This is a genomic window from Brachybacterium fresconis, from assembly GCF_017876515.1.
GTDB classification, from domain to species: Bacteria; Actinomycetota; Actinomycetes; order Actinomycetales; family Dermabacteraceae; genus Brachybacterium; species Brachybacterium fresconis.
Map to the genome: position 1 here is coordinate 4,048,927 of NZ_JAGIOC010000001.1, position 19,397 is coordinate 4,068,323.

Here is a 19,397-nt window from a genome sequence, read left to right on the forward strand (position 1 = left end):
CGCAGCAGCCTCGCTCAGCCCTGCTGGGCGTCGCCTCCGGGCAGGCAGGACTGCAGCGGATCGTGGTCGATCTCCGGAGCATCCGTCGGGGCCGCCTCGGCCGATGAGGACTCCTCCTCGGTCGGGGTCTCCTCCTCGGTGGTCTGCTCCTCGGTGGTCTGCTCCTCGGTGGTCTGCTCCTCGGAGTCCGCGGTGTCGTCGGAGGAGCCCTCCTCCTCGGGGGCGGCACCGGTCTCCGCGGGATCGGTCGAACCGGGCTCGGTCTCCCCGAGCACGGACTCCGGCGGGTCCTGCTTCATGGAGTCCTCGATGGAGGCCTGCACCCAGGACTCGAGGTACTCGTAGTCCGGATCGCCCGAGGGCGTCACGTCCGGGGTGATCGGGTAGGAGGTGAAGCCGCCGTCCTTGATCCGCAGGGCGAGGTCGACGAAGGCGTCCAGGTTCGAGACCGGGATGTCGGTCTGGATGTTCGCCTCCGTGGCGGAGACCAGACGGGGGACCGACATGGCCAGGGTCGCCGGGTCGGCCTCCTCGGCCACCGCTCGCACGATGCGCTGCTGGCGGCAGTTGCGGTCGAAGTCGTTGGAGCCCTCGCGGGAGCGGGCGTACCACAGGGCATGGTAGCCGTCGAGCTTCTGCGAGCCCGGTTCGATGTAGCCGTCGATCGGACCCGCGCCGCCGCCGATGGGGATGCGCCGCTCCACGACGAGGTCGACGCCGCCGATGGCGTTGACGATGTCCTCGAAGCCCTGCAGATTCACCATCGCGTAGTAATCGGTGTCCAGGCCGAGGGTCTCCTCGACCGCCCAGCGGGTGGCCGTCAGCCCCGGGTTGGAATCACCGGGGAAGAGATCGGGATGCTCCTCCGCCCAGGTCCACACCGCGTTGATGAGGTCCTGGTTCGGACCGTAGTAGTCGAAGCCGTCGGGGAACTCCTCCGCCGCGGGGGTCCCCTCCGGGAACTCGACCTTCTCGAGGTTTCGCGGGATGGAGAACAGGGCGGTCTGGCCGGTCTCGGTATCGACCGAGGCGACCATGATCGTGTCCGGACGGGTTCCGGTGCGGTCGGCGCCGGCGTCCTGGCCCAGCAGCATGACGTTCACCCGCTCGGTGTTCGCCCAGGGGTCCTTGCCCTCCGCGAGCGTCCGACCCTCGCCGTCCCGGCCGCCGAAGACGGAGGTCGAACCGAGCAGCCCTTGCGCGGCCCACAGTGACTGCACGCCGCGCCCGAAGGGGAGGGCGACTCCCACCACCATGAGGGCGGCCAGAGCGAGGGCGAGGTACCGCTTGGTCCCCGCGAGCTGCTCGCGGCGGGAGTGGACGAGGTTCGCCGCCACGATCTGCAGCGCCCAGACGAGCCCGACGACCACGATCGTGATCAGGATCCCGATCAGGATGGAGCGATTGGTCAGCAGCATCATGCCGTTGCGCACGGGATCGCCGATGACCAGGAAGGCCGTCAGCGTCACGGCAGCGAGGGCCAGGATCGCGAGCAGCACCCAGCCGATGCGTCGCAGGTGGGTGGTGACCAGGCCCGAGCCCGGCAGCAGCGCGGTGAGGACGGTCCAGAACGCCACCTTCGGCAGGGAGCCGTCGTCCGTCGTCGCCGCAGCCGCGCCGACGGCGGCGGAGGAGTCGGCGGCGTCGACGGCGGCGGGGGGATCGGGCTCCGTGGGGCCGTCGCCGGGTGCTGCGGGCTCGGACGAGCTGCGGGGGGCGAGCGAGTCCGACCAGGCGTCGTGCTCGCTCGAGGTCGCCTCCTGCGACCAGGCGTCGTGCACCGGCGCGTTGCCGCGCAGCGGGCGCGAGAACGAGGGGCGCGAGGGCGACGGCGCGGAGGCCGACGTCGAGGAGCTCGCGTGGTCGGTGTCCTCCTGGCCGGCGGCGCCCTGCGCGGATGCGGCCGCCGGGGTGCCGTCCGCGGCCAGCGGGTAGGCGGCGCGTCGGCCCCGGGGCCGACGCGGTGACGGGTCGGCGGAGGATCCGCCGGGGGTCGCGGGCTCTTCCGGAGGGGGTGAAGTCTCTGCCGGAGGGGGCGAGGGCTCTGCCGCCGCGGGAGGTGCGGACTCCGCCGCCGGAGGGGGTGAGGGCTCTTCTGCGGGAGCGGGGGAGGACTCTGCTGCGCCGGAGAGCGAGGACGAGCTCGACGCGGAGGGAGCGGGGGCTCCGGATTCCGCGGACGGGGCCGTGCCCCCGATCCACGTCCGCTTGGGGTTCGGGGTGCCGAAGGCCGCCTCTCGATTCCGTCGCGCCTGGTCCGGTGGCAGGGGCGACGACGGGGCGCGTCGGACCGGCTCCTGGTGTCTGCCGGATCGACGTCGCCGGCGCCGGGAGGCCGAGGAGGGGTCCATCATGCGCTACATCCTAGATTCACGAGGACGGATCGTCTCGCATCTGCCTGTGAGAACCTGGTGCAGGTCGTATGACGGGCCGATATCCGTATCCTGGCACCATGCGCCTGATCCATACCGCGTCGACGGACCTGACCTACGACGACTGCTTCTTCCTGCCCGCCCGTTCCGCGATCACCTCCCGCTTCGATGTCGATCTCTCCAGCGATGACGGCACCGGCACCACGATCCCGCTGATCGCCGCGAACATGACCGCGGTCTCCGGCCGTCGCATGGCGGAGGTCATGGCTCGGCGCGGCGGACTCGCCGTGCTCCCCCAGGACCTCTCGTCGGAGCGGATCGACTCGATCATCCGCTCCGTGAAGCAGCGTGACCTGCTGGTGGACCACCCCCTGACCCTCACGGTCGACGGCACCCTCGGCCAAGCCGCCGATCTGCTGCCCAAGCGCCCCCACGGCATCGTCGTCGTGATCGACGAGCAGCGCCGACCCGTCGGCACGATCTCCGCGGAGGAGATCGCCGGCCGTGATTCCTTCGCCCCGGTCGGCGACGTGCTGAGCACGGACGTTCCCGTCCTGCAGCCCGCGGACCTCGACGTCGCTCCCGCCGAGCTGCACGCCCGCATCGCCGCCACCCACCACGATGCCGCCGTCGTCGTCGAGTCCGCGGCGGCAGGCGGCGCGCTGCGCGGCGTGCTGACCGCCACGGGCGTGCTGCGCTCGACCATCTACCGCCCCGCGACCGACGCCGCCGGTCAGCTGCGGGTCGCGGTCGCCGTCGGCATCAACGCCGACGTCTCCACCCGGGTGCGTGAGCTGGTCGCCGCCGGTGCCGACGTGATCGTGCTGGATACCGCCCACGGACACCAGGACAAGATGCTCGACGCCCTGCGCACCGCCCGGAAGGTGCTCGGGGACCGCGATGCGACACCGGTGCGCTTGGCGGCCGGGAACATCGTGACCGCCGAGGGGACCCGCGAGCTGATCGAGGCCGGTGCCGACATCGTCAAGGTCGGCGTCGGCCCCGGCGCCATGTGCACCACCCGGATGATGACCGGCGTCGGCCGCCCCCAGTTCTCCGCCGTCCTGGAGTGCGCCGCCGAGGCGCGGCGCCTGGGCGGGCACGTGTGGGCCGACGGCGGCGTCCGCCACCCCCGCGACGTCGCGCTCGCGCTCGCCGCCGGGGCGTCCAACGTGATGGTCGGCTCCTGGTTCGCCGGGACCTACGAGTCCCCCGGCCAGATGCGGGCCGACGAGAACGGCCGCCGCTACAAGGAGAGCTTCGGCATGGCCTCCAAGCGCGCCGTCTCCCACCGCACCGCCCACCAGGACGCCTTCGCCCGGGCCCGCAAGGGTCTGTTCGAGGAGGGCATCTCCACCTCGCGCATGTACCTGGCGGAGACCGGCGGCGGGGTGGAGGACCTGATCGACGAGATCACCGCCGGGGTGCGCTCCTCCTTCACCTATGCGGGCGCCACCAGCACCGCGGAGTTCCGTGAGCGGGCCGTGATCGGCCTCCAGAGCGCCGCCGGGTACGCGGAGGGGCGTCCGGTGAGCGGTTCCTGGAGCTGACGGCCCGGTAGGATGTCTCCCATGACGACTCTCGTGATCGGTGGCGCCGGGTACATCGGATCGCACGTGGTGCGACTCCTCCTCGACCAGGGGCAGAAGGTTCTCGTGGTCGACGACCTCTCCACGGGGATCCTGGCGCGGACCGAGGGCGCCGAGCTGATCGATCTCGACATCACCGGGCCCGACGCGAGCGAGAAGCTCGCCTTCCAGCTGCGCGCCTCCGGGGCCGACTCGGTGATCCACTTCGCCGCGCACAAGCAGGTCGGGGAGTCCGTGGCGAACCCCGAGATGTATTGGCACGACAACATTGGCGGTCTCGCCAACGTGCTGGCCGCCTGTGCGAGCGCCGAGGTGCGGGACGTGGTCTTCTCCTCGTCGGCGGCCGTCTACGGCATCCCGGACGTGGACCTCGTGACCGAGGACCTCACCCCGCGGCCGATCAACCCCTACGGCGCCACGAAGTACGTGGGGGAGTGGATGCTGGCCGATTCCGAACGTGCCCACGGCATGCGCACCGTCGCGCTGCGCTACTTCAACGTCGCCGGCGCCGGGTGGCCCGAGCTCGCCGACACCGCCGTGATGAACCTGGTGCCGATCGTGCTGGACCGCCTCGAACAGGGCAAGGCCCCCGTCGTCTTCGGCGACGACTACGACACCCCGGACGGCACCTGCATCCGGGACTACGTCCACGTCCTCGACCTCGCCCATGCGCACATCGCGGCGCTGGACTACCTGCGCGGCGAGGACCGTCCCCACCGGGTGTTCAACGTCGGGACCGGGGAGGGCTCGAGCGTGCTCGAGGTGATCGACGCGATCGCCCGCGCCAAGGGCATCGAGATCACGCCGGAGATGGGGGAGAGGCGCGCCGGGGACCCGGCCCGCTTGATCTGCTCGGGAGACCGCATCGCTGCGCAGCTCGGGTGGAAATCCGAGCACGGACTGGATGACATCGTCCGCTCCGCGGTCGAGGCCCGGTCACGGACCGTCACCGCCGATGTCGAGGCCTACCCCGGGGCCTGACGGCAGAGGCCCGCGACGGTCGGGCCGCCCTCGGGCGGCTCAGGTGAGGTAGCGGTAGATCGGATCGTGGGGATCGATGCGCTCGATGTCCATGTTCGAGGCCGCCATGCGCGACATCAGCGGCTCGAGGTCGCGGCGATCGCCGATCTCGAGGCCCACCAGCGCGGGCCCCTCCTCGCGGTTGTTGCGCTTGATGTAGTCGAACAGCACGATGTCGTCGTTCGGCCCCAGCACGCGGTCCAGGAACCGGCGCAGCGCCCCCGGCTCCTGCGGGAACGTGACCAGGAAGTAGTGCTTGAGCCCTTCGTGGACCAGGGACCGCTCGATGATCTCGTGGTACCGCGAGACGTCGTTGTTGCCGCCGGAGAGGACCACCACGATGTCGCCGGTCTCCTCCCCCGGGGAGGCGGAGTCCGCGGCCGGCAGCCCCAGGTGCTCGATCCCGCCGGTGGCGACGGCGGTGGCGGCCAGGGCCCCGGCGGGCTCGGCGATGATGCCGTCGACCTGGTAGAGCTCCAGCATCTCGGTGCACACCGCGCCCTCGTCGACCGCGGTCAGCTCGGGTTCGATGGCCTGCACCATGCGCAGCGGCTCCCCACCGACCCGACGCACTGCGGCGCCGTCGACGAAGCGGTCCATCTCGTGCAGGGTCACGGGATGCCCCGCTCGCAGGGCCGCCGCCATCGACACGGCACCGGCCGGCTCCACGCCGACGATCCGCACCGCCGGGGTGCGCTCCCGCAACCAGGCGCCGCAGCCGCCCAGCAGACCGCCGCCCCCCACGGGGAGCACCATCGTGCCGACCTCACGACCCTGCTCGGTGCGCAGCTGGTCCACGGCCTCGAGAGCCACGGTGCCCTGTCCGGCCATGATCGTCGGGTGGTCGAAGGGCGGGACCTGGGTGGCGCCGGTGCGGTCGGCGTCGTCGGCCGCGGCCTCGGCGGCGTCATCGAAGGTATCGCCCACCAGCACCAGCTCGACGAGGTCCCCGCCGATCGCGGTGATCCGCTCGCGCTTCTGGCGCGGAGTGCTGCCGGGGACATAGATCCGGCCGTGGATGCCGAGGGTGTGGCAGGCCTGGGCGACGCCTTGGGCGTGGTTGCCGGCGCTGGCCGCCACGACCCCGGCCTCCCGGGACGCCTGGTCCAGGGTGTCGAGGAAGAGCTGAGCGCCCCGCAGCTTGTACGAGCGCACCGACTGCAGGTCCTCGCGTTTGAGCCACACCGGGACCCCGGCGAGCTCGCTGAGGCGCCGGCTGCGGTGCAGAGGGGTGCGCCGCAGCACCGGGGCCAGGCGTTCCGCGGCGGCTTCCACGTCCTCGGCGGTCAGGGCCATGGTGGTGCTCTCGGTGGTCATCGCTCCTCCTCGCCGATCCGGGTCAGGCCGTGGTATCGCCGTCGATCCGAGCCAGGACGCGGTCGATGTCGTCGTAGGTGACCTGGGGATTGGTGCCCAGCAGCAGGGGCATGCCGGAGATCTGGGGGATCCCGAGGGCGGGGGGCAGTCCGACGGTGCTGACGACGAGGTCGGCGTGGAAATCGGCCGAGAGCAGGTCCATCACGGTGGCCTGGACCACGTGGGCGTCGCGGCCGCGGGACGTGAGGTGATCGCGCACCTGCTCCGCGACCAGCGCGGAGGTGGCGATCCCCGCGCCGCACACGATGGCGATGGTGAGCATGCGAACTCCTGAGGCGGTCGAGGACGGGGCGCCGGTCGACGGCCCCGGGGCGTGCAGGTCGGCAGGGTGCCACGGCACCCCGGCGATCATCGATTCTGTCATGCGTGTCCGGGCGGGCACGCGGGAACCCGAGGGTGGATGCTCAGGAGGCGAGGACCTCGTCGAGGATCGACTCGGCATCGGCCTCATCGGTCTTCTCCGCGAGGGCGAGCTCGGAGACCAGGATCTGACGCGCCTTGGCCAGCATGCGCTTCTCCCCGGCGGACAGGCCGCGGTCCTGATCCCGGCGCCAGAGATCGCGCACGACCTCGGCCACCTTCTTGACGTCTCCGGAGGCCAGCTTCTCGACGTTCGCCTTGTAACGACGCGACCAGTTGGTGGGCTCCTCGGTGTAGGGCTGACGCAGCACCTCGAAGACCTCGTCGAGACCTTCCTTGTCCACGACGTCGCGCACGCCGACGAGGTCGACGTTGTCAGCAGGGACCTCGATGGTCAGATCGCCCTGGGCGACCTTGAGCTTGAGGTAGGTGCGATCCTCGCCCTTGATGGTGCGGGTCTTGACCTCCTCGATGAGTGCGGCACCGTGGTGCGGGTAGACGACGGTCTCGCCGACAGCAAAATTCATGTGGTGGGTCCCCTTTCCGCGGGCCAGTCTAGCACCGGTGTGCCGTGCTAGGATCCGCGCCCTCGCGCAAATCCGCAGTTCATGGCCCTTTCTTGCTGGCCCGGGGGACCGTACGAGGGCGTCATGAGCCCAGGGCACGGGGGCGGTCCGCGGGATCCCGCCGCGACGGCCGGATCCGGTGCCGAGGTGGGGTAACCTGTCAGGGCTGTCCCCAGAACGTCCCGCCGTCCTCAGCGGCACCGAACAGGAGTCCCCCGTGAGCCGTACTCGCCGTCTCGTGCTCTCTGCAGCAGCCGTGGGCCTCGCCCTCTCTGCTTCCGGGTGCGCCTACTTCAGTCCGGTGCAGACACACGAGTTCTACCAGGCGGGCGACGGCAACAACGCCAACATCGAGCAGGCGGGCCGGCTCTACGCCGGCGTGCGCAACGCGCTCATCGTCTCCGATGCCGACGGCAGCAACCCGACGTTCTCGGCGACCGTGAAGAACTATTCGGAGGAGACCACGACGGTCGAGCTGGAGGGCGTCGCCGAGGGCACCACCATCTTCGCGACCTCCGTCTCCGTCCCGGCCGGCGAGACCGCCGAGGTCGGCCCCGGCGAGGGCCGTCAGGACGTCCCGATCACCGAGCTGCCCGCGAAGCCCGGCGAGCTGATCGACCTCGAGGTCACGGCGGCGGGCGAGACCACCACCATCAAGGTTCCGGTGATGCCGGTCTCGCTGGAGCACTACGGCCCGCCCGAGGCAGCCTGAGCGGGACCCGCTCAGCGGAGCCCAGGGCTCCGACGACCACCTCGGGAACGCCCCGCAGCCAGGCTGCGGGGCGTTCTTCATGGGAGAGTCAGCCGGCGGTCCCGGCGGAGTCGAACTTGTAGCCCAATCCGCGCACCGTCACCAGGTGCACGGGATTCTTGGGATCGTCCTCGATCTTGGCGCGCAGGCGCTTGACGTGGACGTCGAGGGTCTTGGTGTCGCCCACGTAGTTCGCGCCCCACACCCGGTCGATCAGCTGACCGCGCGTGAGCACCCGGTCCACATTGCGCAGCAGCATCTCCAGCAGCTCGAACTCCTTCAGCGGGAGCGAGACGTCCTCGCCGCGGACCTGGACCACATGCCGCTCGACATCCATCATGATGCCGCCCGCCGTCAGCGTCGCGTCCTCCTCGACCTCGGTCGGGTCCTGGCCGCGACGCAGCACCGCCTTGATGCGGGCGAGCAGCTCCCGCGAGGAGTACGGCTTGGTCACGTAGTCGTCGGCACCCAGCTCGAGCCCCAGGACCTTGTCGAACTCGTCGTCCTTCGCCGTGAGCATGATGACCGGGACGCTCGAGGTGCGTCGGATCTCCCGGCAGACCTCCGTGCCGCTCATCCCCGGCAGCATGAGATCCAACAGCACCAGGTCGGCGCCGTGCACCGAGAAGATCCGCACGCCGTCGGTGCCGTTGTCGGCGACCGCGACCTCGTATCCCTCCTTGCGCAGCGAGTAGGACAGGGGATCGGAGAACGACTCCTCGTCCTCCACGATCAGGATCCGCGTCATGTCAGCTTCCCTTTCTCTGCGCGTGGCCGTTCGCCACGCCGCGTGTCGTTCTGCGGGGCCCGGGAGTCCCGTCCGTGCTCTGAACCGTCCGGGCCTCGCCCGTCACGTCGGCCCGGCGCTCGCCGGCACCGGGTGCCGGGCCGTCGACCGTCCCGGGCGATGTCCGCGACTCCGCGGTGTCCGCGGGGTGGGAGCTCGGGGCCGTGATCGTCTCGGTGCGGCCCATCTCCGGCAGGTGGAGCGTGAAGGTCGATCCCTGACCGGGCATCGACCAGGCGGTGACCTCGCCCCCGTGGTCGGTCGCGATGTGCTTGACGATCGCGAGCCCCAGACCGGACCCGCCGGTGGTGCGGGAACGGGCGCGGTCGACCCGGAAGAAGCGCTCGAAGACCCGCTCGAGGTGCTCCTTGGTGATCCCGATGCCCTCATCCTTGACGGACAGCTCGACCATTCCGCCATCGCGCCTCACCGACACCCCCACCCGGGTCCCGGGCTCCGAGTACGCGATCGCGTTGGAGATCAGGTTCGACAGCGCGGTGGTCAGCATCGAGGCGGAGCCGAAGACCCGCAGACCGCTCGGCGCCCCGGTCGCCAGCTCGATGCTCGAACCGAGCGCGAGGTTGCGGCTGAGGGAGACCGCGTCGTCGACGACGTCGTCGATCTCGACCGGCTCCGCGTCCGGCAGGGAGGAGCTTCCCTGGACCCGGGAGAGCTCGATGATCTCCTGCACCAGGTGGGAGAGGCGGCGGGACTCGACCTGCATCCGCTCGGCGAAGCGGCGCACGGCGTCCGGGTCCTCGGCCGCGTCCTCCATGGTCTCGCCGAGCAGGGTGATCGCCCCCACCGGCGTCTTCAGCTCATGGGACACGTTGGCCACGAAGTCACGCCGGGTCTCCTCGACGCGGACGGCGCGGGTGAGGTCATCGGCCAGCAGCAGTGCCCCGTGCTCTCCGAGCGCCCCGATGCGCACGTCGATCACGGCGTCGGTGTCGCGCTGGCTGGAGCGGCGCAGGGTGAGACGCTCGTCGCGGAATCCTCCGTTGCGCCCGACGTCGGCCGCCAGCTCCATCAGCTCGGAGTTGGCCAGCCGGGGGTAGTCGCCCTCGGCGGCGCGCACGATGCCGTAGGAGTAGGCCAGCGGCGAGGCCCGCAGCACGTCGCCGCTGGCGTCGAGCACGACGTACGCCGAGGACAGGATGGCCAGCACCTCGGCGGTCGCCTCGGGGACGCCCTGCTGGCCGACCGACGGGATCGTGGCACGCCGACGGTCCGACCGCACGAACGCCGACGTCGCCGCGCAGCCGATCACGAGGCCGATCGCCGCAGCGAGCAGGAGGAGGGCAGTCAGGGGCACACCGACAGCCTAGGCCCCGCATCGCGTCGACCTCGCGGGGGACGGTCCCTCCGCGGGGACAGGGGGCCAGGAGTTCACGGGGCGGATGCCTGCCGTTCACCCCGGTGCGGTGGCCGTTCATCGGGCCTTGCGATACTGCGGGGTGAGGAACCCGTCGGACGAAGGAGAAACCATCATGCGCGAGGCGTACCAGAGCGACCTGCGGCATATCGTCGATGATCTGGTCGACATGGCCGACCTGGTCGGGAGGGCGCTCGAGGGGGCGACCCGCTCGCTGCTCGAGGGCGATCTGGGGCTGGCCGAGCGGGTGATCGCCGCGGACCCCCACATCGATGAGCGGCAGGTGGAGCTGGACGCCAAGGCGGTCGAGCTGCTCGCCCGGCAGGCCCCCGTCGCCACCGATCTGAGGCTGCTGGTCGCAGCGATGCGCATGAGCTCCTCGCTCGAGCGCATGGGCGACCTGTGCGCGCACGTGGCGCTGGTGGCCCGTCGCACGCACCCGTCGACGGCCGTCCCCGAGCAGCATCAGGAGCAGATCGCCCGGATGTCGTCCCTGGCGGGCGCCGCCCTGGCGGAAGCCGCCCAGGTGATCGCCGAGCGCGATCTGGCGCTGGCCGCCCAGGTGGAGAAGGACGACGACGAGATCGACGAGCTGATGCTGGAGATCGCCCGGGAGATCTCCCGCGGCGAGGGGTACTCCAACCGTCAGGTCGTCGATCTCACGCTGCTGATCCGCTTCTACGAGCGCATCGGCGACCACGCCGTCTCCCTCGTGCGCCGGGTCGGCTTCCTGGTCACCGGGGATTCCCTGGACACCCTGCACGAGAGTGTGGACGTCCCCGAGTTCTGAGTCCGTCGCGCGCTCCGTCCCGATCCACGGAGTCGTCATAGCAGGGCCGGCCCCACAGGAGCGCGCGGAACCCTCCACCGGAGGGTTCGACCCGCCGCCTACGCGCCGTTGTGCGCTGCACTTCCATCATCGGAAGCACAGCGCACAACGGCGGGTTGCTTTGGGGACGGGGCCGAGCCGGGGACAGGTCAGCCGGGGACGGGGCCGAGCCGGGGACAGGGCAACCGGGGACGGAGCCGAGCCGGGGACGGGGCTGAGCCGGGCCGAGCCGGGGGTCAGCCCCGGTTGGGGCGGGGACGCCGGCTGGTCAGGCGCTCGGTGCCCGACTTGGCGCCGCGCTTGGCCGCCATCCGCAGTCCTTGCAGCAGGACGCCGGAGACGGTCGCCCACAGCAGCATCTTCCAGATCGGCTGATCGTCCTCGGGGTCCTTGATGGCCTCGATCTCGGACTTCGGCAGGCCGTCCTTCTTGGCCTGCTTGCGGCGCTTCTCGGCGTCCTTCTGGGCGGCCTTGTTCGCCTTCACGGTCGGGGCGTCCTCCCCGAATACGGCGCCCCACCCCTTGGCGGCGGCCTTGTTGCCGACCTGGGACGCGATGATTCCTGCCACCGGGACGGCGATCTTGACGAGTGGATTGGCCACGGGATTCCTCCAGGTGTCGGTCAACGGCGGCGGACGGGACGTGAGATCAGTAGGTCCCGGCGTTCTGAGCGTAATAGGTTCCCATGTCATCCGTGCGCAGCGCCTCGCGCAGCACGTCCATCGCGTCCTCGTCGGTCGCCACGACGCTCGCCCCGCCGGAGGTGGTGGTCGGGCTCCCGTGCGGGACCGAGAGGTAGTGGATATCGCTGCCGCGGACCGAGCGCATCGAGAGCCCGAGCTCGACCATCTTCCCGCCGGTCAGCCCCGCATCGGTCGTGAGATACGGGGAGATGGACTCGATGGTGCTGGAGAGCTTGCCCGGATCGCTCAGGGTGTCGGCGCTGATCAGCTTGCTCGCGATGCCCTGGAGCACCGCCTGCTGATTCCGGTTGCGCTGGAAATCACCGCCGGAGAACTGCTTGCGCTCGCGGACGAAGGCCAGGGCCTCCTCGCCGTTGAGCGTCTGGGTGCCCTCGGTGAACTGATGGCCCTGCGCCTCGAAGGACTCCGGGATCTTCACGTCGACGCCGCCCAGGGTGTCGACCAGCCCCTCGATCCCCTCGAAGTCGATGAGGGCGACGTGGTCGATCGGCACCCCGACATAGTTCTCGACCGTGGTCACCGCCAGCCCCACCCCGCCGTAGGCCAGCGCGGAGTTGACGCGGTCCTTGCCGTGGCCGGGGACGTCGACGTAGAGGTCGCGCGGGAAGGAGGTGACGTAGACGCTCTTGTTGTCGTCGGAGATGTGCACCAGCATCATCACGTCCGAGCGCTGGCCGCTGACCCCCTCGGAGGCGGCGTCCTCAGGGGCGCGCTTGTCGGAGCCCAGCAGCAGGATGTTGCGGCCGGATCCTTCGATCTCCTCGGGGCGCTCCCCGTCGGAGGCGCCCCGGGTGATCTGCACGACCGTGCGCTTCTCGTAGGAGTTGCCGAGGCCGTGGAGGTAGTTCGCGACCACCAGACCCACTCCCAGCACGAGGACCGCGACCAGGCCGAGTCCGAGCAGTGCGAACTTGCGCCCACGGCGTTGGCGGGGGTCGGGCTGATCAGCGTCCTCCCAATCGGACGGGAGGTCGACGTCGTCGGGGGCGTTCATAGGGCTCGCTCTCACAGGAGCCGCCGCGGCGGCCGAGGTCCGGAGGATCTAGGTGGGGGCGCTTCCGGACTGCCGAGGCACCCGGGTGTACGCGAGATCCCATACTAGACGCCCGGCGCTGCGTCCCTTGGCCTCGAAGCTGGTCTTCACACGACCCTCGAATCGTGGGGCCCAACCGGTCCGGGGCATTCCCTCCGGCACGGCATCGCTGCTGTGGTCCCCGGGGCGGGGGCCCTCGGGGTGGGCGAGCTCGAGCTCCTCGCGGGCGTCGAGGAGGCGCCGCATGTGGTGGGCGTACTGCGCCCAGTCCGTGGCCAGGCGGAACGTCGCTCCGTCGGCCAGCAAGGGCAGCACCGCATCCAGGAACGGCGGGTTGATCAGCCGACGCTTGTGGTGGCGGGACTTGGGCCAGGGGTCCGAGAAGTACACCCACAGCTGCGCGATGGATGCTTCCGGCAGCAGGACGGGCAGGCTGCGCTGGGCGTCCAGCGGCAGCAGGCGGATGTTCTCCTGGAGACCCGCGCGCTCGAGGCGGCTGAGGGTCTGGGCGAGACCCGGGCGATACACCTCCACGGCCAGATGGTCCCGCTCGGGATGCTCGGCCGCGGCCGCGGCGATGTTCTCGCCCAGGCCGCTGCCCACCTCGACGACGAGCTCGGCGCGGCGGCCGAAGATCTCCTCGAGGTCGAAGGACGCCTCCGGGTCCGGCAGGGTGTCGCGCTCCCCGCGCGCCGGGTCGAGCACGTACCGGTCCGACCAGCGGTCCCAGGCCTTCTGCCTCCCGGACGAGAGCCGTTCGCCGCGGCGGACGAAGGAGACGATCTCGCGCGGCGGCTTGGGGGCGCGGCCGTCAGCGGACACGACGGACGGCACCGTCCTCGACCACCACGTCGATCTGGGGCAGGTGCCGGGTGGCCGGGCCGGCCAGCACCTCGCCGGTGTCGGCGTCGAACTTGGAGCCGTGGCACGGGCAGTCCAGCTCGTCCTGGAGCTGGCTCAGGGCACAGCCGTTGTGGGTGCAGTAGCCGGAGTAGGCGGTGAGGTCGTCGCCGGCGCCGCGGACCAGCAGCACGAAGGGCTGCTGACCGCCGAAGTTGACCATGGTGCTGGCGTTCTCCGGGACCTCGTCCAGGGGGACGGATCCGTCGTCGGCGCGGAGCGGCTCCGGATTGTCGGAGCCCTCCTCCTGGGGTCCGCAGGCGGCCAGGGTGCCGACACCTACGGCGGAGGTGGGCAGCAGGAGGGCATGACGACGAGAGAGGCACGGACGGCGTTCCATGCCTCCAGGGTAGCGATCATTGCTGGGGGGAGCGCCCGTCCGAGACCGGGCTGCGACGGTCCGGACGTGGAGGTCCGCCGCCGGGCTCCGATGCGCGCCGGGTGCTGACCGCTCAGACGTCCGCGGCCTCGACCTGCCGCGGGTCCCAGGCGCGCAGGCCCTCGGCCCGCCAGCCGCGCGCCGTCACCGCGTCGAGGGCCTCTCGTCGGCGGGCCGGCGTGAGACGGTCGAGGTAGAGGGTGCCCTCGAGGTGGTCGACCTCGTGCTGCAGCGCCCGTGCGAGCACGCCGCCGGTGTCCTCGACGACGACCTCCTGTCCGTCCAGGTCCATCCCGGTGACCCGCGCCCCGCGATGGCGGGCGGTCGGGAAGCCCTCGCCGGGCACCGACAGGCAGCCCTCCAGGGTCTCGTCATCCAGCGCGATACCGCCGAAGCGCTCCAGCCGCGGATTGACGACCACGCCGCGCTGCTCGATGCCCTGGGCGTCCTCGCAGGAGTAGACGAACAGCCGCCAGCGCGCGCCTACCTGAGGGGCGGCAAGACCGGCGCCGTCAGCCGCGTCGTTCGTCTCGAACATGTCCGCGACCAGGGTGCGGATGTCGTCGGTGACCTCGCGGACGCGGCGGGTGCGCTGGGTGAGGGCACGATGGCCGACGATCGTGATCGGGCGGACGCTCATGCGGCGGGGCCTCCTGTGCTCGGGGGGTCGGGGGGATCCGTCGGCCCGGAGGGGTCCGGGGGCCCGGAGGGATCCGGGGAGTCGCTGGGATCCGAGGGGTCGGCGGGATCCGAGGGGTCGGGGGCCGGGGGGACGGTGCGCTTCCTGGGTGGGTTCACCGCCAGCGGATTGCGGGCGTCGACGATCCACGGACCGCGCGCCCGGTGCAGGCTCGTCCCGGCGTGCGCGGCCGCGGCCACCTCACGGCTGAGCTCCTCGGTCTCGGCGGCGTCCCGGGCCAGGAAGTCCAGCGTATGGGTCGCATGGGAATCCAGCACGATGCTGTCCCAGGCAGGCAGTCCGCTCGCGATCTGTCGGGCGCGCAGGAACTCTGCGTCCAGCGCGGCGCCGGTGACGATCACGATGTTGGCCAGCCACAGCAGCAGCAGGATCGCGATCAGCCCGTTCAGCACGGTCAGCACCTCCGTGACGCGGGTCGCGTACTCCAGCAGGCGACCGGCGGCGATCGCGGATCCGAAGATCACCAGCACCGAGATGACCGACCCCAGGGACATCAGCCGGTAGCGGGGCAGACGCACATTGGGGAAGAGGTAGTAGGCCAGGGACACGCCGATGATCAGGATCACCAGCAGGATCGGCCACTTCACCAGGTTCCACGCGTTGAAGGCGATGCGGGGGATGCCGATGAAGTCGCCGATGCGCTGGGAGGCCTCGCCGCCGACGATGATCATGCCCAGGGCCAGCAGCACCACCGCCACGATCAGCACCGTCTCGCCGAACACGATGGTGCGGAACCACAGGAACGGCCGGCCCTCCCGGGTGTCGTAGACGCGGTGCAGCGCACGGTGGAACGCCGCGACGCCGTTGGAGGCCGACAGCAGCGAGCCGACGGTGCCCAGCGCGAGCCCCAGCAGCCCGCCGTTGCTCGTGGTGACCGCGTGGATGGCCGTGAGGAACGGGCGCGGGTCCAGGGTCGGGAAGATCTCGCTGAACATCCCCGACAGTGCCTCCAAGGTCTCGGCCTCGATGCCGATCAGCGACATCATCGACACCGCCGCGACCGCGCCCGGGAACAGCGAGAGCACCAGATAGAACGTCATGGTGCCCGCCACGTCCCACACCTGGATGTCCAGCAGGCGCATCCGGACCCGGTTCAGGACATGCAGGATGCTCAACCGGGGCCGGGGGTACTCGACCACCGGCTTCGGCCGACGGGGGCGGGATGCGGTCACCGTGCGCTCGTGCTCCGGGCTGTGGGGGAAGGTCAGGACGCCCGGAGCCTATGCCACCAGGGCCCCGGATGCCGGGATCAGGCAGGAGGTGCGCCGTGCCGGACCGGAGCTGTCAGGCGGGGCCTGCCGGGCTGTCCGGCCCCGGGGCGGGCCGGTCAGCGGTGGGGCTCAGGCCTCCTCGATGATGTCGTCGGGATCGGTCAGAGCCGGATACTCCCAGGGGTCCTCGGGGTCCCTGGGGACGAACGAGGTCATGATCGACCCGTCAGCACGCTGGTCACCGAGGCCGACGGGGGAGGCCAGCACCGCGTCGTCGAGCACGGGGCCCTGGTCCGGCAACGGCACCGAGGTGCTCGCGGCGGTGACGAGGACGCTCCGGCCGCGCACCGAGACCTCGACCTCGCTGCCGCTCACGAGCGTGAGGATGATCTCCTCGCGCAGCAGGCGGACCCGGAGGCGGGAGCCCCGCACCGTCAGAGGGAAGGACAGCTCCGGCCAGCCCTCGGGCAGGCGAGGGTCGAAGGAGAGCCGCCCCTGATCGTGCCGCATCCCGCCGAAGCCGTGCACCAGGGCGTTCCACACCCCGCCCGCGGAGGCGACGTGCACCCCGTCGGCGGTGTTGCCGTGCAGATTGCCGAGGTCGACGAACAGCCCGGCCCGGAAATAGTCCAGCGCCGCCTTCTGATGGCCCACCTCGGCGGCCATGATCGACTGCACCACGGCCGACAGCGAGGAGTCACCGGTGGTGATCGGGTCGTAGTACTCGAAGTCCGCGCGCTTCTCCTCGGCCGTGAACTCGCCGCCGCGCAGGAACAGGGCGAGAACCACATCAGCCTGTTTGAGCACCTGGAAGCGGTAGATGACCAGGGGATGGAAGTTCAGAAGCAGCGGAAAGACCTCGGCAGGGGTGCTGGAGAGGTCCCAGACCTCGCGCTCGAGGAAGCGGTCCTCCTGGAGGTGGATGCCCAGGGCCTCGTCCTTGGCGACGTACATCCCCTCGGCGCAGGCGTCCCACTGCTCGAGCTCCAGCTCATCGAGCTCGAGCTCCGCCAGCAGCACCTGGTACGCGGCCTCGTCGGCGTCCCGCAGCTCGCGCACCGCCCGCGCGGCTCGGCGCAGGTTGTGGCGGGCCATGACGTTGGTGAACATGTTGTTGTTGACCACGGTCGTGTACTCGTCGGGCCCGGTCACCCCGTTGATGTGGAAGCTGGCGTCCCCGTCGGCGGTCAGCCGCCAGAACCCCAGATCGGCCCACAACCGTGCGGTCTCGACCAGGACCCTCACCCCGTCGCGATGCTGGAAATCCACATCGCCGGTGACGTCCACGTACTGGGAGAAGGCATAGGCCACGTCGGCGTTGATGTGGTACTGCGCGGTGCCCGCCGCGTAATAGGCCGAGGCCTCGTCCCCGTTGATGGTGCGCCAGGGGAACAGCGCCCCGCGCTGGTTGAGCTCGCGGGCGCGCTCGCGCGCCTTGGGCAGCAGGTTGCTGCGGAAGCGCAGCGCATTGCGGGCCCAGCGGGGCTCGGTGAAGGTCAGGAAGGGCACGACGTAGATCTCGGTGTCCCAGAAGTAGTGGCCCTCGTATCCCGAGCCGGTGAGCCCCTTGGCGGGGATGCCCCACTGGTCGGAGCGGGCGGCGGCCTGGGCGAGCTGGAACAGGCACCAGCGGGTGGCCTGCTGCTCGACGGGCCGGCCCGGCAGCTGGACGTCCGAGCGCTCCCAGAAGTCCGCGAGGTAGTCGCGCTGGTCCTGGTACTGGGGCTCGAACCCGTCGGCCCGCACCCGATCCAGCGTGCGCCGGCAGCGGTCGAACAGCTCGCGGTGGGGGACCGAGCGGGAGGAGTGGTAGGAGATCGCCTTGCGGACCGTCAGGGAGCCTCCCTCCTCGAGTCGCGCGCGGAAGACCTGCCGACCGCGGTCCTCGCTGGTCTCCACCAGGCGCTCGACCTCGGCGTCCGACTCGACGCTGTGATCCGCGCCGACGGCGAGGGTCATGCCCGAGGTGGCCACGCGGTAGCCCAGCAGCATCCGTCGCTCGCTGTGCCAGTCCTGGAGCGGCTCGAGCACCCGATGGGAGAAGGCCGTGGCCCGTCGGGGATCGTCGGAATCGGTGACCGGTGCCCCATCCACCCCGCGCCCGTAGTCGTCGGTGATGTCCTGACGGTTGATGATCTGGGAGGAGACCGCGATCGGGGCGGATCCGTCGAGCATCGTGACCTGCAGAGTCATCAGCGCCAGGTGCCGCTGGGTGAAGGAGACCAGGCGGGAGGTGGAGACCTTCACCCGTTTGCCGGCGGGAGTGCGCCAGATCAGCTCCCTCCGCAGCACGCCCTCGCGGAAGTCGATCCAGCGCTCGTACTCCACCAGGTCCGCGATCGACAGCAGCAGCGGCTCGTCGTCGACGTAGAGCTTCATGACGGTCGAATCCGGCACCGAGATCATGGTCTGTCCGGTCCGGGCGAAGCCGAAGGCGGATTCGGCGTGATTGATCTGCCAGGTCTCGTGGAAGCCGTTGAGATAGGTGCCGTGGCTGTGGACGTCGCGGCCCTCCGCCGGGGTGCCACGCATCCCGAGGTAGCCGTTGGCGGTGGTGAACAAGGTCTCCATCAGCCCCAGGTCCCCTCCGGGGCGGGACTCCACCAGTCGCCATTCGTCCAGCGGCAGGCGGGTGCGGTCGACGGGGTCGGCGGGCAGCGAGCGCAGGCGGGTCACGCGATCTCCCCCAGGTCGGTCACGACGAGGGTGGCCCCGGCGGCGGCGAGCGCGTCGGCCCCGACGCCGCGGTCCACCCCGACGACGGCCCCGAAGCCGCCGTCGGCCCCGGCGCGCACGCCGGAGACCGCGTCCTCGTAGACCACCGCGTCGGCGGGGTCGACCCCCAGCAGGCGGGCGGCATGGTCGAAGGTAGCGGAGGAGGGCTTGCCGGGAAGACCCTTCTCGGCGGCGACGTTCCCATCGACGACGTGCTCGAACCGCGCGAGCAGACCGGCGCCGCGCAGCACCTCCTCGGCGTTGCGCGAGGACGAGACGATCGCGAGACGGGAGCGCGGCGGCAGGGCGTCGAGGTAGGCGAGGGTGCCCGGATACGGGGCGACGCCTTCGGTCCGGATCAGAGTCAGCACCAGGTCGTTCTTGCGGTTGCCGAGCCCGCGGACCGTCTCCTGCCCGGCCGGCTGGTCGCCGGGATCCTCGTCGTCGCCGTCGGGCAGCTCGAGGTCGCGGGAGGCGAGGAACGCACGCACCCCGTCATAGCGGGGCCGGCCGTCGACATGGGCGAAGTAGTCCGCGTCGGTGTAGGGCTCGGCGATCCCGCGTCCGGTGAGGAAGTCGCCGAACATGCGGGCCCAGGCGCGCATGTGGACCTCGGCGGTCGGCGTGATGACGCCGTCGAGGTCGAACAGATGGGCGGAGAAGGCGGACGGTCGGAAGGCGGCCTCGGCTATCACGCGTGCCATCGTACGGCGAGGTCCTCGCCCATCG

At 71.0% G+C, this 19,397-nt stretch carries 18 protein-coding genes; 4 read left to right on the top strand and 14 right to left on the bottom strand.

Annotation, left to right across the window (positions count from 1 at the left end; all coding sequences use genetic code 11):
* Positions 1–14 precede the first annotated feature (14 nt).
* On the bottom strand, positions 15–2,354 hold the full coding sequence (locus tag JOF44_RS17935) for an LCP family protein (protein ID WP_209894729.1): 2,340 nt from the start codon (positions 2,352–2,354) through the stop codon (positions 15–17).
* 98 nt (positions 2,355–2,452) lie between these two features.
* Between JOF44_RS17935 and JOF44_RS17940 the strand changes: the two genes are divergently transcribed.
* Together JOF44_RS17940 and galE are read left to right on the top strand one after the other, a co-directional pair.
* Positions 2,453–3,922, top strand: a complete 1,470-nt coding sequence (locus tag JOF44_RS17940) for a GuaB1 family IMP dehydrogenase-related protein (RefSeq protein ID WP_209894731.1) — start codon at positions 2,453–2,455, stop codon at positions 3,920–3,922.
* 21 nt (positions 3,923–3,943) lie between these two features.
* Complete coding sequence (gene galE / locus JOF44_RS17945) at positions 3,944–4,942, top strand: UDP-glucose 4-epimerase GalE (protein ID WP_209894733.1); 999 nt, start codon at positions 3,944–3,946, stop codon at positions 4,940–4,942.
* A 39-nt stretch (positions 4,943–4,981) separates the two neighbouring features.
* Here galE and ilvA read toward each other — a convergent pair whose 3' ends face one another.
* The 3 genes from ilvA to JOF44_RS17960 form a co-directional block, all read right to left on the bottom strand.
* Positions 4,982–6,298 carry a threonine ammonia-lyase IlvA gene (gene ilvA, locus JOF44_RS17950; RefSeq protein ID WP_209894735.1) on the bottom strand — a complete coding sequence of 439 codons (1,317 nt, stop codon included), beginning with the start codon at positions 6,296–6,298 and terminating at the stop codon, positions 4,982–4,984.
* Positions 6,299–6,320: 22 nt separating this feature from the next.
* Entirely contained in the window at positions 6,321–6,620 is a 300-nt protein-coding gene (locus tag JOF44_RS17955; RefSeq protein ID WP_209894744.1) for a PTS sugar transporter subunit IIB, read from the bottom strand.
* Between the two features lie 142 nt (positions 6,621–6,762).
* Positions 6,763–7,245, bottom strand: coding sequence for a CarD family transcriptional regulator (locus JOF44_RS17960; RefSeq protein WP_114856532.1), 483 nt, complete (start codon positions 7,243–7,245; stop codon positions 6,763–6,765).
* A gap of 256 nt (positions 7,246–7,501) precedes the next feature.
* Between JOF44_RS17960 and JOF44_RS17965 the strand changes: the two genes are divergently transcribed.
* Entirely contained in the window at positions 7,502–7,996 is a 495-nt protein-coding gene (locus JOF44_RS17965) for a hypothetical protein (RefSeq protein WP_209894747.1), read from the top strand.
* 88 nt (positions 7,997–8,084) lie between these two features.
* Here the strand turns inward: JOF44_RS17965 and JOF44_RS17970 are convergent, their stop codons facing one another.
* On the bottom strand, positions 8,085–8,783 hold the full coding sequence (locus JOF44_RS17970) for a response regulator transcription factor (protein ID WP_209894749.1): 699 nt from the start codon (positions 8,781–8,783) through the stop codon (positions 8,085–8,087).
* A 1-nt stretch (position 8,784) separates the two neighbouring features.
* Positions 8,785–10,137 (bottom strand): sensor histidine kinase, encoded by a 1,353-nt coding sequence (locus JOF44_RS17975; RefSeq protein WP_209894751.1) that lies wholly within the window; start codon positions 10,135–10,137, stop codon positions 8,785–8,787.
* A 175-nt stretch (positions 10,138–10,312) separates the two neighbouring features.
* Here JOF44_RS17975 and phoU point away from each other — a divergent pair, with 175 nt between their 5' ends.
* Positions 10,313–10,987, top strand: coding sequence for a phosphate signaling complex protein PhoU (gene phoU / locus JOF44_RS17980; protein ID WP_209894753.1), 675 nt, complete (start codon positions 10,313–10,315; stop codon positions 10,985–10,987).
* A gap of 275 nt (positions 10,988–11,262) precedes the next feature.
* Here the strand turns inward: phoU and JOF44_RS17985 are convergent, their stop codons facing one another.
* The 8 genes from JOF44_RS17985 to JOF44_RS18020 all read right to left on the bottom strand — a co-directional run bounded on the left by JOF44_RS17985 (position 11,263) and on the right by JOF44_RS18020 (position 19,372).
* Positions 11,263–11,628, bottom strand: coding sequence for a DUF4235 domain-containing protein (locus tag JOF44_RS17985; protein WP_209894755.1), 366 nt, complete (start codon positions 11,626–11,628; stop codon positions 11,263–11,265).
* 46 nt (positions 11,629–11,674) lie between these two features.
* Positions 11,675–12,724 (bottom strand): LCP family protein, encoded by a 1,050-nt coding sequence (locus JOF44_RS17990; protein ID WP_209894758.1) that lies wholly within the window; start codon positions 12,722–12,724, stop codon positions 11,675–11,677.
* Positions 12,725–12,772: 48 nt separating this feature from the next.
* Positions 12,773–13,585: a tRNA (guanosine(46)-N7)-methyltransferase TrmB gene (gene trmB, locus JOF44_RS17995; RefSeq protein ID WP_342591833.1), complete on the bottom strand. Its 813-nt coding sequence runs from the start codon at positions 13,583–13,585 to the stop codon at positions 12,773–12,775.
* Complete coding sequence (locus JOF44_RS18000; RefSeq protein ID WP_209894762.1) at positions 13,575–14,003, bottom strand: QcrA and Rieske domain-containing protein; 429 nt, start codon at positions 14,001–14,003, stop codon at positions 13,575–13,577. The genes trmB and JOF44_RS18000 overlap by 11 nt, the downstream gene beginning before the upstream one ends.
* 112 nt (positions 14,004–14,115) lie before the next feature.
* Complete coding sequence (gene def / locus JOF44_RS18005) at positions 14,116–14,682, bottom strand: peptide deformylase (protein ID WP_209894764.1); 567 nt, start codon at positions 14,680–14,682, stop codon at positions 14,116–14,118.
* A complete protein-coding gene (locus tag JOF44_RS18010) occupies positions 14,679–15,914 on the bottom strand; it encodes a YihY/virulence factor BrkB family protein (RefSeq protein ID WP_209894766.1) in 1,236 nt (411 codons plus the stop codon). The genes def and JOF44_RS18010 overlap by 4 nt, the downstream gene beginning before the upstream one ends.
* 168 nt (positions 15,915–16,082) lie before the next feature.
* Positions 16,083–18,629 (bottom strand): glycoside hydrolase family 65 protein, encoded by a 2,547-nt coding sequence (locus JOF44_RS18015; RefSeq protein WP_209894768.1) that lies wholly within the window; start codon positions 18,627–18,629, stop codon positions 16,083–16,085.
* Positions 18,626–19,372 carry an HAD family hydrolase gene (locus JOF44_RS18020; RefSeq protein ID WP_209894770.1) on the bottom strand — a complete coding sequence of 249 codons (747 nt, stop codon included), beginning with the start codon at positions 19,370–19,372 and terminating at the stop codon, positions 18,626–18,628. Before JOF44_RS18020 ends, JOF44_RS18015 begins: the two co-directional genes overlap by 4 nt.
* Between the last annotated feature and the right edge of the window lie 25 nt (positions 19,373–19,397).